This window comes from Ideonella sp. A 288 (genome assembly GCF_002198735.1).
In the GTDB taxonomy this organism is placed as follows: Bacteria; Pseudomonadota; Gammaproteobacteria; order Burkholderiales; family Burkholderiaceae_C; genus Pseudaquabacterium.
Window position 1 is genome coordinate 33,483 of the sequence record NZ_MWLO01000112.1, and the last position, 14,646, is coordinate 48,128.

The window sequence follows — 14,646 nt, forward strand, 5'->3', positions numbered from 1 at the left end:
AGACGCCTTCGGCGTCGCCCCCCCGAGGGGGAGCCCGGCCGCCTTGGGGCGGCCCGGCGCCGGCCGGTATCTCCTTCGACTGACGCTCGATGACGCTTTCCGCCTTCGCCGTGCAACTGCTCAACGGGCTGGCCGGGGCGTCGTCGCTGTTCCTGGTGGCGGCGGGGCTGTCGCTCATCTTCGGCGTCACGCGCATCGTCAACTTCGCGCACGGCTCGTTCTTCATGCTGGGCGTGTACATCGCCTATGCGCTGGTCGAACGCTTCGGCGCCGGGCTGGGCTTCTGGCCGGCACTGCTGCTGGCGGCGGTGGCGGTGGGCGCCATCGCGGCGGTGGTGGAGGTGGTGCTGCTGCGCCGCATCTACCGCGCGCCCGAGCTGTTCCAGCTGCTGGCCACCTTTGCGCTGGTGCTGGTGATCAAGGACGCGGCGCTGTGGCTGTGGGGTGCCGAAGACCTGCTGGGGCCGCGGGCCCCGGGCCTGTCGGGCTCCATCGACATACTGGGCCGCCGCTTCCCCACCTACGACCTGCTGCTGATCGTCGTCGGCCCGGTGGTGCTGGGCGCGCTGTGGCTGCTGCTCACCCGCACCCGCTGGGGCACGCTGGTGCGCGCCGCCACGCAAGACCGCGAGATGGTCGGTGCGCTCGGCGTCAACCAGGCCTGGCTCTTCACCAGCGTGTTCGCGCTGGGCGGCGCGCTGGCCGGTCTGGGCGGCGCGCTGCAACTGCCGCGCGAGCCGGCCTCGCTGGCGCTCGACTTGCTCACCATCGGCGACGCCTTCGTCGTGGTGGTGGTCGGTGGCATGGGCTCGATCCCCGGCGCCTTCGTCGCCGCGCTGCTGATCGCCGAGATCAAGGCGATCTGCGTGGGCATCGGCACGGTGAACTGGTTCGGCGTCGACTTCGCGTTCTCCAAGCTCACGCTGGTGGTCGAGTTTTTGGTGATGGCCGTGGTGCTGATCGTGCGGCCCTGGGGCCTGATGGGCAAGCCGCAGGCGGCCAGCCGCAATGCCGCGGCCACCGAGCCGCCGCTGCGCTCGGCCAGTCGGCCGCTGCTGATGGTGGCGGGGGTGTTCGGCGTGGCGCTGCTGGCGTTGCCCTTTGCCACGGCCAACAGCCCCTATGTCACGGTGCTGGCGATCGACCTGCTCACCGCCGCGTTGTTCGCGACCAGCCTGCACTTCATCATGGGGCCGGCGGGCATGCACTCGTTCGGCCATGCGGCCTACTTCGGCCTGGGCGCGTATGCCGCGGCGCTGCTGATGCTGAAGGGCGGCTGGCCGATGGAGGCCGCGCTGGTGGCCGCGCCGCTGATCGCCGGGCTGGGCGCGCTGGTGTTCGGCTGGTTCAGCGTGCGGCTGTCGGGCGTGTACCTGGCAATGCTCACGCTGGCCTTCGCGCAGATCGTCTGGTCGGTGGCCTTCCAGTGGGACGATTTCACCGGCGGCAGCAACGGCCTCACCGGCGTCTGGCCGGCCGAGTGGCTGAGCGACAAGCGCGCCTACTACTTCGCCACGCTGCTGCTGGTGGTGGGCGGCGTGCTGGCGCTGCGGCGCATCCTGTTCTCGCCCTTCGGCTTCGCGATGCGTGCCGGGCGCGATTCGCCGCTGCGCGCCGACGCCATCGGCATCGACGTGCCGCGCATCCAGTGGGCGGCCTTCGTCATCGCGGCGGTGTTCGCCGGCCTGGCCGGCGCGCTGTACGCCTTCAGCAAGGGCAGCATCTCGCCCGACAGCATGGCGGTGGGCAAGTCGGTGGACGGCCTGGTGATGGTGCTGCTGGGCGGGCTGCAGACGCTCAGCGGCCCGGTGGCCGGCGCCGTCACGTTCACCTGGCTGCAGGACAGCGTGGCCCGCTCCACCGACTACTGGCGCGCCATGCTCGGCGGCATCATCCTGCTGCTGGTGCTGGCCTTCCCGATGGGCATCGCCGGCTTCGTCGGCCAGTGGTTCGAGCGGCGCACGCGGGGGCTGCCGTCATGAGCTTGTTGACTGTGCAGGGCCTGGGCAAGTCCTTCGGCGGCAACCGCGCCGTCGACGGCATCGGCTTCTCGGTGGCCAAGGGCGAGCTGCTGGCGCTGATCGGCCCCAACGGCGCCGGCAAGTCCACCACCTTCAACATGGTCAACGGCCAGTTGCGGCCCGATGCCGGCTCGATCCTGCTCGAAGGCCAGGAACTCATCGGCCTGAAGCCGCGCGAGATCTGGAAGCGCGGCGTGGGCCGCACCTTCCAGATCGCAGAGACCTTCTCGTCGCTCACCGTGGTCGAGAACGTGCAGATGGCGCTGCTGTCGGCCGACGCGAAGCTGTTCTCGCTGTGGCGCCGCGCCGCCGACCACCGCCGCGACGAGGCCATGGCGCTGCTGTCGCAGGTGGGCATGGCCGCGCAGGCCGAGCGGCCCTGCAGCGTGCTGGCCTATGGCGACGTCAAGCGGGTGGAGCTGGCCATCGCGATGGCCAACGGCCCGAAGCTGCTGCTGATGGACGAGCCCACCGCCGGCATGGCCCCGAAGGAGCGCAACGAGCTGATGTCGCTGACCAAGCGCCTGGTCGTCGACCGCGGCCTGGCGGTGCTGTTCACCGAGCACAGCATGGACGTGGTCTTCGCCCACGCCGACCGCCTGATCGTGCTGGCCCGCGGCCGCCTGATCGCCGAGGGCACGGCGTCTGAAATACGCGACCACCCCAAGGTGCAGGAGGTCTACTTCGGCAGCGGCAAGACCTTCGAGAAGAAGGTGCCTGCGTGACCGGCAGTCTATTGCTCGAAGTGGACGGCCTGTGCGCCTGGTACGGCGCCGCGCAGATCCTGTTCGACGTGGGCCTGCAGGTGAAGCGCGGCGAGGTGGTGGCGCTGATGGGCCGCAACGGCGCCGGCAAGAGCACCACGCTGAAGGCGCTGATGGGTCTGATCGACCGCCGCCGCGGCGGCGTGCGCTTCATGGGGCAGGACATCGCGCGCCGCGCGCCCTACGAGATCGCGCGGCTGGGTCTGGGCTTCGTGCCGGAAGACCGGCGCATCTTCAGCGACCTCACGGTCACCGAGAACCTCGACGTCGGCCGCCAGCCGCCGCGCCGCTGGCCCGACGGCAGCGCCGCGCCGGTGTGGACGCCCGAGGCCTTGTTCAAGCTCTTCCCCAACCTGGGCGAGATGCCCGACCGGCCCGGTGGCCGCACCAGCGGCGGCGAGCAGCAGATGCTCACCGTGGCGCGCACGCTGATGGGCAACCCCTTCCTGGTGCTGCTGGACGAGCCCAGCGAGGGCGTGGCCCCGGTCATCGTCGAGCAGATGGCGCAGATGATCCTGGCGCTGAAAAGCCAGGGCGTGAGCATCCTGCTGTCCGAGCAGAACATGCATTTCGCCGAACTGGTGTCCGACCGGGCCTACGTGCTCGAGAAGGGCCAGATCCGATACGAGGCCACCATGGCCGAGCTTGCCGCCAACGACGAGGTGCGGCGGGCGTATCTTTCCATGTGACCTCGTCGACCCTGCCCGTCAACCCCGCTGGAGTGAACACCATGAACCCGACCCACCGCCGTGCCTTCCTCCACACCCTGTCGCTGGCCGGACTGGCCGCGTCCGCGCCGCTGGCGGCCTTGGCCGCCGGCAAGGTCAAGCCCGGCGCCAACAGTGCGCTGATCGTCGTCGACGTGCAGAACTGCTTCGTCACCGGCGGCACGCTGCCGGTGAAGAACGGCGAAGAGGTGGTGCCGGTGATCAACAAGATCGCGGGGGCGTTCCAGAACATCGTGGTCACGCAAGATTGGCACACCGCCGGCCACGCCTCGTTCGCCAGCAGCTATGGCGGCAAGAAGCCCTTCGAGACCACCACGCTGAAGTACGGCCAGCAGGTGCTGTGGCCCGACCACTGCGTGCAGGGCACCGACGACGCGGCGCTGCACAAGGATTTGAAGCTGCCCACCGCGCAGTTGATCATCCGCAAGGGCTACAACAAGGGCGTCGACAGCTACTCGGCCTTCCAGGAGGCCGACCGCAAGACGGTCACCGGCCTGGCCGGCTACCTGAAGGCGCGGGGCATCAAGACGCTCTACGTCACCGGCCTGGCCACCGACTTCTGCGTCGCCTGGACGGCGATGGACGCGCGTGCCGCCGGCTTCGAGGTCAGCGTGATCGAGGACGCCTGCCGCGGCATCGACTTGAACGGCTCGCTCGCCGCCGCCTGGAAGCAGATGACGGCCAAGGGCGTCAAGCGCCTGCAGTCGGCCGACCTCGACCTCGCCTGACGCTTGGGCCGCACCGTGCGCCTGCACGTCAACGGCCAGGTTCACGACCTTGACGTGCCGGGCAGCGCACCGCTGCTGCAGGTGCTGCGCAACGACCTCGGCCTGAACGGGCCGAAGTACGGCTGCGGCCTGGGCGAGTGCGGCGCCTGCCTGGTGCTGCTGGACGGCGTGCCCGCACGGGCCTGCTGCATTCCGGTGGCGGGTGTGGACGGGCGCAAGGTGACCACGCTCGACGGCCTGGGCAGGCCCGGGCAGCCGCATCCGGTGCAGCAGGCCTTCATCGACTGCCAGGCGGCGCAGTGCGGTTACTGCCTGAACGGCATGGTGATGACCACTGTGGCACTGCTGCGCCGGCACCCCCAACCCACCGAGGCGCAGGCGCGCGCGGCGCTGTCGCACAACCTGTGCCGCTGCGGCACGCACCTCGAGATCCTGGCGGCGGTGCAGCGGGCGGCGCAGCTGTCGGCTGCGGTCCCCGCCAGCCCCGGCGTCCCATGACCGGGCGGCACCGCGCCTGGCGCACACGGCAGGACATCCGCGCCGCCGAGGGCGTGCTGCTGGTGCTGCGCGACGCGCCCGCGCCGCCGCCCCCGGCGCGCGGCCAGCCGCCCATCGTGCCGGGCAACCCGGCCGAAGGCCCGGAGATCCTGCTGGTCGTCGGCGACGACGGCCAGGCCACCGTGCTGGCCGGCCATGTCGACCTGGGCACGGGCATCCGCACCGCCTACGCCCAGCTGGTGGCGGAGGAACTGGACCTGCCGCTGGCCCAGGTGCAGGTGGTGCTGGGCGACACCGCCCGCGCGCCGAACCAGGGCCCGACGATCGCCAGCACCTCGATCCAGATCCACGCCCAGCCGCTGCGGCTGGCCGCGGCGCAGGCGCGGGCCTGGCTGCGGGCCGAGGCGGCGCAGCGCTGGGGCGTGCCGCCCGAGTCGCTCACATCGCGCGATGGCCTGCTGTCGCTGCCCGACGGCCGCCAGGTGGGCTACGGCGCGCTGCTGCGCGGCCGCCATGTCGAGCTGATGCTCGACGCCAGCACGCCGCTGAAGCCCGTCGCCGAGCACCGCGTGGTCGGCACCTCGGCGCCGCGGGTGGACATCCCGGCCAAGGCCACGGGCCAGGCCGTCTTCGTGCACGACATGCGCGTGCCCGGCATGCTGCACGGCCGCGTCGTGCGGCCGCCCTATGCCGGCGTCGATGCCGGCGACTTCGTCGGCCGCACGCTGAAGTCGGTGGACGAGTCGTCGATCGCGCACCTGCCGGGCATCGTCGGCCTGGTGGTGCAGGGCGACTTCATCGGCGTGGTCGCCGAGCGCGAAGACCAGGCCGAGGCCGCGATGCACGCGCTGCGCGTCGATTGGCACCCCTGGCCGGCGCTGCCCCCGCTGGACGACCTGGCGCAGGCCCTCAGCGCCCACCCATCGACGCCGCGCGTGGTGGCCGAGCAGGGCGATGTCGACGCGGCGCGCGCCGCCGCCGCGCAGCCGATGGATCGGCGCTACGTTTGGCCTTACCAGATGCACGCGTCCATCGGCCCCTCGTGCGCGCTGGCCGACTGGCGCGGCGATGCGCTCACCGTGTGGGCCGGCACGCAGAACCCGCACGTGCTGCGCGCCGACCTGGCCCGGCTCACCGGCCTGGCCGACACCGCCATCGAGGTGGTGCGCCTGGAGGCCGCCGGCTGCTACGGCCGCAACGGCGCCGACGACGTGGCGGCAGATGCGGCGCTGATGTCGCGCGCCGTGGGCCGGCCGGTGCGCGTGCAGCTCACGCGCGAGCAGGAGCACGCCTGGGAGCCCAAGGGCGCCGCGCAGCTGATGGACGTGCGCGGCGGGCTCGACGCGCAGGGCGCGCCAGTGGGCTACGACTTCGCCACCAGCTACCCCAGCAACGGCGCGCCCACGCTGGCGCTGCTGCTCACCCGCACCATCGAGCCGGTGGCGCAGGCCTTCGAGATGGGCGACCGCACCGCGGTGCCGCCCTACGGCTACCCGCACCAGCGCATCACCGTCAACGACATGGCGCCGATTCTGCGCGCGTCGTGGCTGCGCGGCGTGTCGGCGCTGCCCAACTCGTTCGCGCACGAGAGCTACATCGACGAGCTGGCCACGGCGGCCGGTGTCGACCCGGTCGCGTACCGATTGCGATATCTGAAGGACGAGCGCGCCGCCGAGCTGGTGCGCGCCACCGCCGACAAGGCCGGCTGGAAGCCGCACACCGTGCCGCAGCAGCAGGGCGCCCGCGGCGACTGGCTGCAGGGCCAGGGCTTCGCCTACGCGCGCTACGTGCACAGCCGCTTCCCCGGCTTCGGCGCCGCCTGGGCGGCGTGGGTGGCCGACGTGGAGGTGCACCGCGAGACCGGCGAGGTGCATGTGTCGCGCGTGGTCGTCGGCCACGACGCCGGCCTGATGGTCAACCCGGCCGGCGTGCAGCAGCAGGTGCACGGCAACGTGCTGCAGACCACCAGCCGCGCGCTGAAGGAGCGGGTGCAGGTGGACCCCGACACCCGCGCGGTGGCCAGCCGCGACTGGGGCGCCTACCCGATCCTCAGCTTCCGCGAGGTGCCGGTGGTCGAGGTGCTGCTGATGCCGCGGCCCGGCGAGGCGCCGCTGGGCGTCGGTGAATCGGCCTCGGTGCCCGGCACCGCGGCCATTGCCAACGCCATCTTCGACGCCACCGGCGTGCGCTTCCGCGATCCGCCGTTCACGCCCGAGGTGGTGCGCGCGGCGCTGCACCCGCTGCCCGCACCCTCGGCGGTCGCCGAGCCCGCACCGGCCAGGGCGCCGGTGGTGCCCGTGGCACCTGCCGCCGACCCGCAGCGCGGCCGCAAGCGGCCCTGGGCGGTGGCGCTGGCGCTCGTGGGCGGCGCGCTGGGCCTGGGCGCCGCCGCGCTGGGCTGGCGTCCGGCCATCGCGCCGGTGCAGGGCTCGGCCAGCGGCGTGTACGGCGCGGCCATCGTCGAGCGCGGCCGGCAGCTCGCCGCGCTGGGCAACTGCGCCGTGTGCCACACCGCACCGGGCGGTGTCGTCAACGCCGGCGGCCGCGCGATGGTCACGCCTTTCGGCACGCTGTACTCCACCAACCTCACCCCCGATGCCGACACCGGCCTGGGGCGCTGGTCGTTCTCGGCATTCCAGCGAGCCATGCGCGAAGGCGTCTCGCGCGATGGCCACCACCTCTACCCGGCCTTCCCGTTCACCTCGTTCACCCAGGCCAGCGACGACGACCTGATGGCGCTGTACGCCCACCTGATGTCGCAGCCGCCGGTGCGGGCCGAGACGCCGGCCAGCACGATGCGCTTCCCGTTCAACCTGCGCCCGCTGATGGGCCTGTGGAACGCGCTGCACCTGCAGCCCGGCCCGGCACCGGCGGTGGCTGGGCATAACGCACAATGGCAGCGTGGCGCCAGCCTGGTCAACGGCCTGGGCCACTGTGGCGCCTGCCACACCCCGCGCGACGCCACCGGTGCCGAGCGCACGCAGTCGGCTTACCTGGGCGGCGCGCTGGTGCAGGGCTGGGACGCGCCGGCGCTGGGCGCGCTGAGCCGGTCGCCGGTGCCCTGGACCGAAGACACCCTGGTGCAGTACCTGCGCCAGGGCCACAGCCCGCAGCACGGCGTGGCCGGCGGGCCGATGGCCCCGGTGGTGCGCGGCCTGGCCACGCTGCCCGAAGACGACGTGCGCGCGATGGCCCATTACCTGATGTCGCTGCAGGCCACGCCGCGCGAGGCCAGTCCCACCGCATCGGCCGAGGCACTGATCGCCCGCAGCCAGGCCCAGGCCGCCGTGCTGCGCGGCCCGGCGCAGCGCATGTTCGACAGCGCCTGCGGGGCCTGCCACCACGACGGCGACGGCCCCGAGGTGGCGGGCCTGAACCTGCCGCTGGCCCTCAACGGCAAGCTGCATGCCGAGCGGCCCGACAACCTGCTGCGCACGGTGATCGACGGCATCCAGGACCCGGCCTTCCCACGGCTGGGCCACATGCCGGCCTTCGGCCGCGCCATCGACGACCGGCAACTGGCCGAACTGGCCGCCTACCTGCGCCAGCGCTTCGCCCCCGGGCAGCCGGCCTGGGACGACCTGCCCGCGGCGGTGGCGCGCGCGCGGGCGGCGCAGTGAGCCGCCGCGCCGGGCCGGCGATCGGCCACGGCGCGGGCACCGGCGCTGGCCGACGGTCCGCGTGCGACGCCGCCGACAGGCCGGCTGCCCGCGACGCCTCGATCCGCGCACCACGATGACGGCCGCCCCGCGCAGGATGTCCCGCGAGGCGCTCGGCCTGTGGCTGGGCGCGGCCGCGATGGCGATGTTCGGCCTGACGCTGCCGATGACGCAGATCGCCATCGGCGACGCGGTCTCGCCGCGGCTGTCGCCGGCCTTCGTCACCTTCGCCCGCGCCGTGGTGGCCGCGGGCCTGTCGGCGGCGCTGCTGCTGGCCCTGCGTTCGCCCTGGCCGCCGCGCGCGCTGTGGGGTGCCCTGGCGGTGGCCGCGCTGGGCAATGCCATCGCCTACCCGCTGGGCCTGGCCTGGGCGCTGCGCAGCGTGCCCACGGCGCATGCGGCGGTGGTCACCGCGCTGGCCCCGCTGCTCACCGCCGTGGTGGCCGCGTGGGTGCTGCGCCAGCGCTGCAGCCGCGGCTTCTGGGCCTGCGCCGTGGCCGGTTGCGCGCTGGTGCTGATGTACTCGCTGTGGCGCGCGCACGCGGCCGGCCACGGCTGGGCGCTGCGGGCCGAGGACGGCGTGCTGGCCCTCGCGGTGCTGGCGGCCTCGGTGGGCTACGTGCAGGGCGCGCGCGCCACGCCGGTGCTGGGCGCCGAGCGGGTGATCTGCTGGGTCAACCTGGCGGCGCTGCCGGTGACGCTGCCCGGCGCGCTGCTGAACTGGCCGGCGCAGGCGCCCGAGCCGGTGGCCTGGGTGGGCTTCGCCTACGTCAGCGTGTTCTCGATGTGGGTCGCGTTCTTCGCGTGGTATCGCGCGCTGGCGCTGGGCGATGCGGTGCGCGTGAGCCAGGTGCAGCTGCTGCAGCCCTTCTTCGCGATGGCCTTTGCGTGGCCGCTGCGCGGCGAGCGCATCGAATGGCTGAGCGTGGCCTTCGCCGCCGCGGTGATGGCCACGGTGTGGCTGGGGCGGAGGCTGTCGGCGCCGCGGTGACCCGCGCCGTGCGGCGCGCGAATCGGGGCCCGAAGGTGACCGGTGTCACATTGGATCATCATTTCGCCCATTAGGCTTGCCGTCCGAACCGACCGAGAGCGACGATGGCTGCGATGAGACAGAGCATGATGATGCCGGTGCTGGCCGCCTTGGCCCTGGCCGGCTGCGGGGGCGGCTCGGGCACCGCACCCGCCGATCCCGCGCCTGCCACCGTGCAGGTCACCGGCCTGGTGGCGGACCGCAGCGCGTGGGCGGGCGCCGATCTCGAGTTCGTGTGCACCGACGGCCAGGCCAGGCGCACACAGGCTGCGTCGGATGGGCGATATGCCATCGGCCTGCCCGCCGCCGCACTGCCTTGCCTGGTCCAGGCGACTGCGTCCCCTGGAGACCGCCTGTGGTCCGTCGCCGTGGCGGCGGGCACGGTGCACGTCACGCCCGGCAGCGACTGGACCGTGTCGCGCCTGCTGCGCACCACCACGGCCGGGCTGCGGGCCGACCGGTCGATGCTGGCCGCGTTGTCTGTGGCGAGCGTGGCGCAGGCACAGGCCGACGTGCGGCTTGCCTTGGCCGCCAGCGGCCTGGCCACCGACGGCGACCTGGTGTCCACACCGGCCGTCGGCGCTGCCGATGCCCTGCTGGTATCCCAGCAGCAGGTGCTGTCGGCCCTGTCGGCGCGTGACATCGGGCCGCTGGCGCTGCGCCAGGTGCTCGCGCTGCAGCCCGACATGGGGGCGGCCCGTGATGCGTTGGCGGCGGGGCAGCTCTCCGCCGCGTTGGCGCTGCCTGCGCTTGTGTCCGACGACGCGTCTGCGCCGCATCTCGTCAGCGGCCTGGTCCAGCGGCTCACCGGCCCGGCCGACCTGATCTTCGGTGTCAATGCAGAAGGCAGCTGGCGCAGCACCGATGGCGGCCGCCAATGGACCCACGTCAACCACGTGCTGGCCCAGGTGGTGCCCTACAAGGGCAGGCTGTGGGCCCGTGACCTGGACGGCCTGGTCGTCAGCGACGACGGCGGCCTGCATTGGACGGCCCCGGCGGGCATGCCTTCGACCTGCCTGCAGCGAGCGGACGTGATGTCGATCTCGGCACAGGGCCGGTTGTGGTTCTTTCCTGACACGATGTGCGCCGGCACGGCCAACCACTTCACCGACGATGGGGTGGTCTGGAAGAGCGAGCCGTACGACGAGGCCGTTCGAATCGCCTCACGCGACGGCCTGGCCGATCGCTCGTCGCCGCTGCGCAGGGTGTTTTTCCGCGACAACAACCATGCGCGCGTCACGTCCTGCCTGTCGGGCAGTTGCGTCGACAGGACGGTGCTCGACTGGCCCGAGGTGCAGACGCTGCGCCCTGTGGTCGGCAGTGGCGAGGTGGTGGCCGGCCTCAGCGACCGCAGCACGGGTCGGCCGCCGTCGATGGCGCTCAGCAGCGACGGCATCACCTGGCAGGCGATGGGCTTCATGCCGTCCAACGACTTCGTGCGTGTGCCGCAAGGGGGGCTGTTGGCCAGCCCCGGGGGCGATCCGAATGCGGTGCCCAACCTCAACACCCGGGTGCAGCGGTCCGACGACAACGGCATCACCTGGCGGCCCAGCGATCCGGCGCTGAACGCCGTCGACGGCTGGCTCACGCTCGGCGCCGACACGCGGCTGCGCAAGGCGGGCGCACAGGCCGATCTCAGTGTCGACGCCGGACGCACCTGGCGCGCCGTTCCCGAGGCCCAGGTGCAGCGCGACCGGCAGGCCTGGCAGCGCGCGCCCGACGGCACGCTGCTGCGGGCCGGGGTGACGGTGACGGTGCAGGCCAGCACCGATGGCGGGACGACCTGGCGCGATGTGCTGACCGTGGTCGATGCGCTCGGCAACGCGTTTCCCACCACCGGGCCGGTGTGGATGGGTGACCGCTGGGCCGTCATGGCCGCGGGCGGCCTGCACACCAGCCTCACGGGGCTGGCGTGGACGAAGGTCGAGACCTCGGTCGACGGCGTGGCCGGCCCGCTGCCGGCAGGTGCATTGGGCCTGGACGGTGGCCTCTGGGTGCTGGTGACGGCGACGGGGCCCCAGCCGACCACCACGGACGTGCGCGAGAGCCGCGACCAGGGCCGAACCTGGACCGCCAGCACGCGCGGCGATGCAGTGGCCACGGCCTGTGGCGGCCTGCGCGTCCTGTGGCGGCCGCGCGCGTCGGACGGCGTGCCCGACTGGCAGGTGCGCAACGAGGCCGATGCGGCGTGGCGCGCGCTGTCCCTGCCCGCGGGGGTGGTGCGAGACCGCGGGCTCGAACTGTCGTGTCAGCAGGGTCTGCTGATGCTGCGGGTCGCGGGGCGGCAAAGCTCGGCCGGGCCCGCGCTCGGCGCCCGCGGCCTCAGCCACTGGCTCACGCCCGACCACGGTGCGCACTGGTTTGCCGTGGGTCGGCCGGGCACCGACCTGTTCCGTGTCGAGGGCCACTGGTGGTCACTCGGGACGGACAGCGTGATGCTGTGGCCTTGATCCGCCCGCGGCCTCAGCGCATCCAGGCCAGCAGCCCCAGCGCCGCCGGCAGCCCGGCCATCGCCAGCAGGGTCGACACCGTTACCAGCCCCGACACGTAGCCGCCGTGCCCACCCATGCGAGTGGCCAGCACGTAGGCGCTGCTTGCGGTGGGCATGGCGCAGAAGGCCACGATCACTGCCTGCTGGGCCGCGGGCAGGCCGGCGCGTACGACCAGCGCGATGGCCAGCAGCGGCAGCACCGCGTGGCGGATGGCCATGAAGCCGGCGGCCAGCCACGGTGCCTCGCGCAGCGCGCCGAAGCGCAGGCCGGCGCCCACCGCCATCAGTCCCAGGGGCAGGGCGGCGGCGCCGATGCGGGTGAGTGTGACCGTGGCCAGTTCGGGCAGCCGCAGCCCCAGCAGGTTGGCCACCAGCCCGGCCACGGTGGACACGATCAACGGGTTGCGCGCCAGTTCGCCCAGGAAGCCCTGGCCGCCGTGCCGCGCCAGAGGCCACACCGCGGCCACGTTGCACACCGGCACGCACAGCGACACCAGCAGCGCCACCCAGGCCAGGCCGGGCGCGCCGGCCAGGCGCTCGGCCATGGCCAGCGCCACGTAGGAGTTGAAGCGGAAGGCCGTTTGCGCGCCCGAGGCGTGCAGCAGCGGATCGACCCCCGGCGCCCGGCGCAGCGCGTAGGCCAGCGCGATGCCCACCGCCGACACGGCCAGGCCGATGCCGCCGATCTGCGCGAAGTGGCTGGCCTGGATGGGCTGCTGCACGATGGCGTTGAACAGCAGCACCGGGAACAGCAGGTAGTACACCAGCCGCTCGACGCTGTCCCACACCGGGCGTCCCAGGGCGGTGTGCCGGCAGATCAGGTGCCCGATCAGGATCAGGGCGAAGTCGGGCAGCAGCAGCAACGGGGACGGCATGTCGCCGAGTGTGCCAGTGCCCCTGGCGGCCAAGGGCGGCCTGCACCTGACGCAGCCGATGCCGCCATGGACCTGTCACTGTTCGCACGCCGCCGTGTCGGCGCGCAGGGCCCCTGGCGCGTTGAGCCGTTCGTTGTCCATCTCCGGGATCCCCAATCCATGTCGCTTCGTCGTCGCACCCTGTTCCTGGCGGGGGCCCTGGCCCTGTCGGTCCTTGCCGGCCCGGTCGCCCACGCCGCCGACAAGGGCACCCGCATCGAGGGCGTGAGCTTCGAGCCCCGCGCCCAGCTGGCCGGCAGCAGCTTGCAGCTCAATGGCGTCGGCGTTCGCGCCGTGGCCTGGTTCAAGGGCTACGCCGCCGGCCTGTACCTGGGCCAGCGCGCGCAGACGCCCGAGCAGGTGCAGGCCATGGCCGGCCCCAAGCGACTGCAGATGCGCATGCTGGTGGACGTGCCGGTGGGCGAGTTCGTCAAGGCCTTCCACAAGGGCATCGAGCGCAACACGCCCGAGTCCGGGCATGCCGCCCTGGCCGAGCGCATGGCCGATTTCGATCGCCTGCTGCAGCCGCTGGGCAAGGTGCGCAAGGGCGATTCGGTGAACCTCGACTTCGTGCCCGGCACCGGCATGGTGTTCACGCTGAATGGCCGCCGCGTCGGCGCGCCGATCGCCGGCGACGACTTCTACGACGCGCTGCTGGGCATCTTCCTCGGCCCCAAGCCGGTGGACGACAAGCTCAAGGCCGGGCTGCTGGGCGCCGCGGCCACCTGACACCCGAGGCCTCGGTGGGGTGTGGCGCCGCTGGCGCACAATCGCCGCCACCCTCTACCTTCGACGGAGCATCCCAGGCATGAAGACCGGCATCGTGAAACACCTCGTCGTGGCCCTGGCCGCTTGGCCGCTGCTGGCGTTGGCCCAGTCGTACCCGACCAAGCCGGTGCGGCTGGTCGTGCCCTTTGCCCCTGGCGGCACCACCGACATCGTGGCCCGGGTGCTGTCCGAGAAGATCTCGTCCGCGCTGGGCCAGACGATGATCGTCGAGAACAAGGCCGGTGGCGGCGGCTCCGTCGGCGCCAACGAGACGGCCAAGGCCGCGCCCGATGGCTACTCGCTGGGCATGGCCACCGTGTCCACCACGGCCGCCAACCCGGCCATCAACACGAAGATCCCGTACAACCCGCTCACCGACTTCACGCCGATCATCAACGTGGCCGCCACGCCCAACGTGATCGCGGTGCACCCGTCGTTTCCGGCGCGGGACTACAAGACCTTCGTCGCCGAACTCAAGAAGAACCCGGGCAAGTACAGCTTCGCCAGTTCGGGCACCGGTGGCATCGGCCACCTGCAGATGGAGCTGTACAAGAACCTGTCGGGCACCTTCATCACGCACATCCCCTACCGGGGCGCCGGGCCCGCACTCAACGACACCGTGGCCGGCCAGGTGACGATCATCTTCGACAACATGCCCTCGGCGCTGCCCTTCATCAAGGACGGCCGGCTGATCCCGATCGTCGTGGCCGCGCCGCAGCGCCTGGCGCAGTTGCCCAACGTGCCCACCTTCAAGGAAGTGGGCCTGGAGCCGGTGAACCGCATGGCCTATTACGGCATCTATGGCCCCAAGGGCCTGAGCAAGGAAGTGGTCGACAAGGTCAACGCCGCGGTGCGCAAGACGGTCGAACTGCCCGACGTGAAGAAGCGCATCGAGGACACCGGCTCGCTGATCGTGGCCAACGCGCCGGCCGAGTTCGGCGCGCAGATCAAGGCCGAGTTCGAGGTCTACAAGAAGGTCGTCGAAGCGCAGAAGCTCAAGCTCGATTGACGACCCCCGGGGCCCGATCGATGCCGGGGACGCTGC

General features: G+C 72.5%; 11 protein-coding genes. 10 read left to right on the forward strand and 1 reads right to left on the reverse strand.

All coding sequences use genetic code 11. The features are described from left to right. Positions 1-89 precede the first annotated feature (89 nt). The 8 genes from EOINJALH_RS11285 to EOINJALH_RS11320 all read left to right on the forward strand — a co-directional run bounded on the left by EOINJALH_RS11285 (position 90) and on the right by EOINJALH_RS11320 (position 11,878). Positions 90-1,982, forward strand: a complete 1,893-nt coding sequence (locus EOINJALH_RS11285) for an ABC transporter permease (protein WP_088280452.1) — start codon at positions 90-92, stop codon at positions 1,980-1,982. After that, positions 1,979-2,746, forward strand: a complete 768-nt coding sequence (locus EOINJALH_RS11290) for an ABC transporter ATP-binding protein (RefSeq protein WP_088280453.1) — start codon at positions 1,979-1,981, stop codon at positions 2,744-2,746. Before EOINJALH_RS11285 ends, EOINJALH_RS11290 begins: the two co-directional genes overlap by 4 nt. Beyond that, on the forward strand, positions 2,743-3,474 hold the full coding sequence (locus EOINJALH_RS11295; protein WP_088280454.1) for an ABC transporter ATP-binding protein: 732 nt from the start codon (positions 2,743-2,745) through the stop codon (positions 3,472-3,474). The genes EOINJALH_RS11290 and EOINJALH_RS11295 overlap by 4 nt, the downstream gene beginning before the upstream one ends. A 41-nt stretch (positions 3,475-3,515) precedes the next feature. Continuing rightward, positions 3,516-4,241 (forward strand): bifunctional nicotinamidase/pyrazinamidase, encoded by a 726-nt coding sequence (gene pncA / locus EOINJALH_RS11300; RefSeq protein WP_088280487.1) that lies wholly within the window; start codon positions 3,516-3,518, stop codon positions 4,239-4,241. Positions 4,242-4,256: 15 nt separating this feature from the next. Beyond that, positions 4,257-4,739 (forward strand): (2Fe-2S)-binding protein, encoded by a 483-nt coding sequence (locus EOINJALH_RS11305; RefSeq protein ID WP_404872756.1) that lies wholly within the window; start codon positions 4,257-4,259, stop codon positions 4,737-4,739. Then, the gene (locus EOINJALH_RS11310; RefSeq protein WP_088280456.1) at positions 4,736-8,359 is read left to right on the forward strand and encodes a molybdopterin cofactor-binding domain-containing protein; all 3,624 of its coding nucleotides are present in this window, start codon (positions 4,736-4,738) and stop codon (positions 8,357-8,359) included. The genes EOINJALH_RS11305 and EOINJALH_RS11310 overlap by 4 nt, the downstream gene beginning before the upstream one ends. 115 nt (positions 8,360-8,474) lie before the next feature. Continuing rightward, positions 8,475-9,389 carry a DMT family transporter gene (locus tag EOINJALH_RS11315; RefSeq protein ID WP_088280457.1) on the forward strand — a complete coding sequence of 305 codons (915 nt, stop codon included), beginning with the start codon at positions 8,475-8,477 and terminating at the stop codon, positions 9,387-9,389. Between the two features lie 104 nt (positions 9,390-9,493). After that, a complete protein-coding gene (locus EOINJALH_RS11320) occupies positions 9,494-11,878 on the forward strand; it encodes a hypothetical protein (RefSeq protein WP_144289977.1) in 2,385 nt (794 codons plus the stop codon). A 13-nt stretch (positions 11,879-11,891) separates the two neighbouring features. Here the strand turns inward: EOINJALH_RS11320 and EOINJALH_RS11325 are convergent, their stop codons facing one another. Further along, positions 11,892-12,794, reverse strand: coding sequence for an AEC family transporter (locus EOINJALH_RS11325; protein ID WP_088280459.1), 903 nt, complete (start codon positions 12,792-12,794; stop codon positions 11,892-11,894). Between the two features lie 159 nt (positions 12,795-12,953). Between EOINJALH_RS11325 and EOINJALH_RS11330 the strand changes: the two genes are divergently transcribed. Further along, a complete protein-coding gene (locus EOINJALH_RS11330) occupies positions 12,954-13,562 on the forward strand; it encodes a chalcone isomerase family protein (RefSeq protein ID WP_158219725.1) in 609 nt (202 codons plus the stop codon). A gap of 79 nt (positions 13,563-13,641) precedes the next feature. Then, positions 13,642-14,610, forward strand: coding sequence for a tripartite tricarboxylate transporter substrate binding protein BugE (locus EOINJALH_RS11335; protein ID WP_088280461.1), 969 nt, complete (start codon positions 13,642-13,644; stop codon positions 14,608-14,610). Positions 14,611-14,646: the final 36 nt, after the last annotated feature.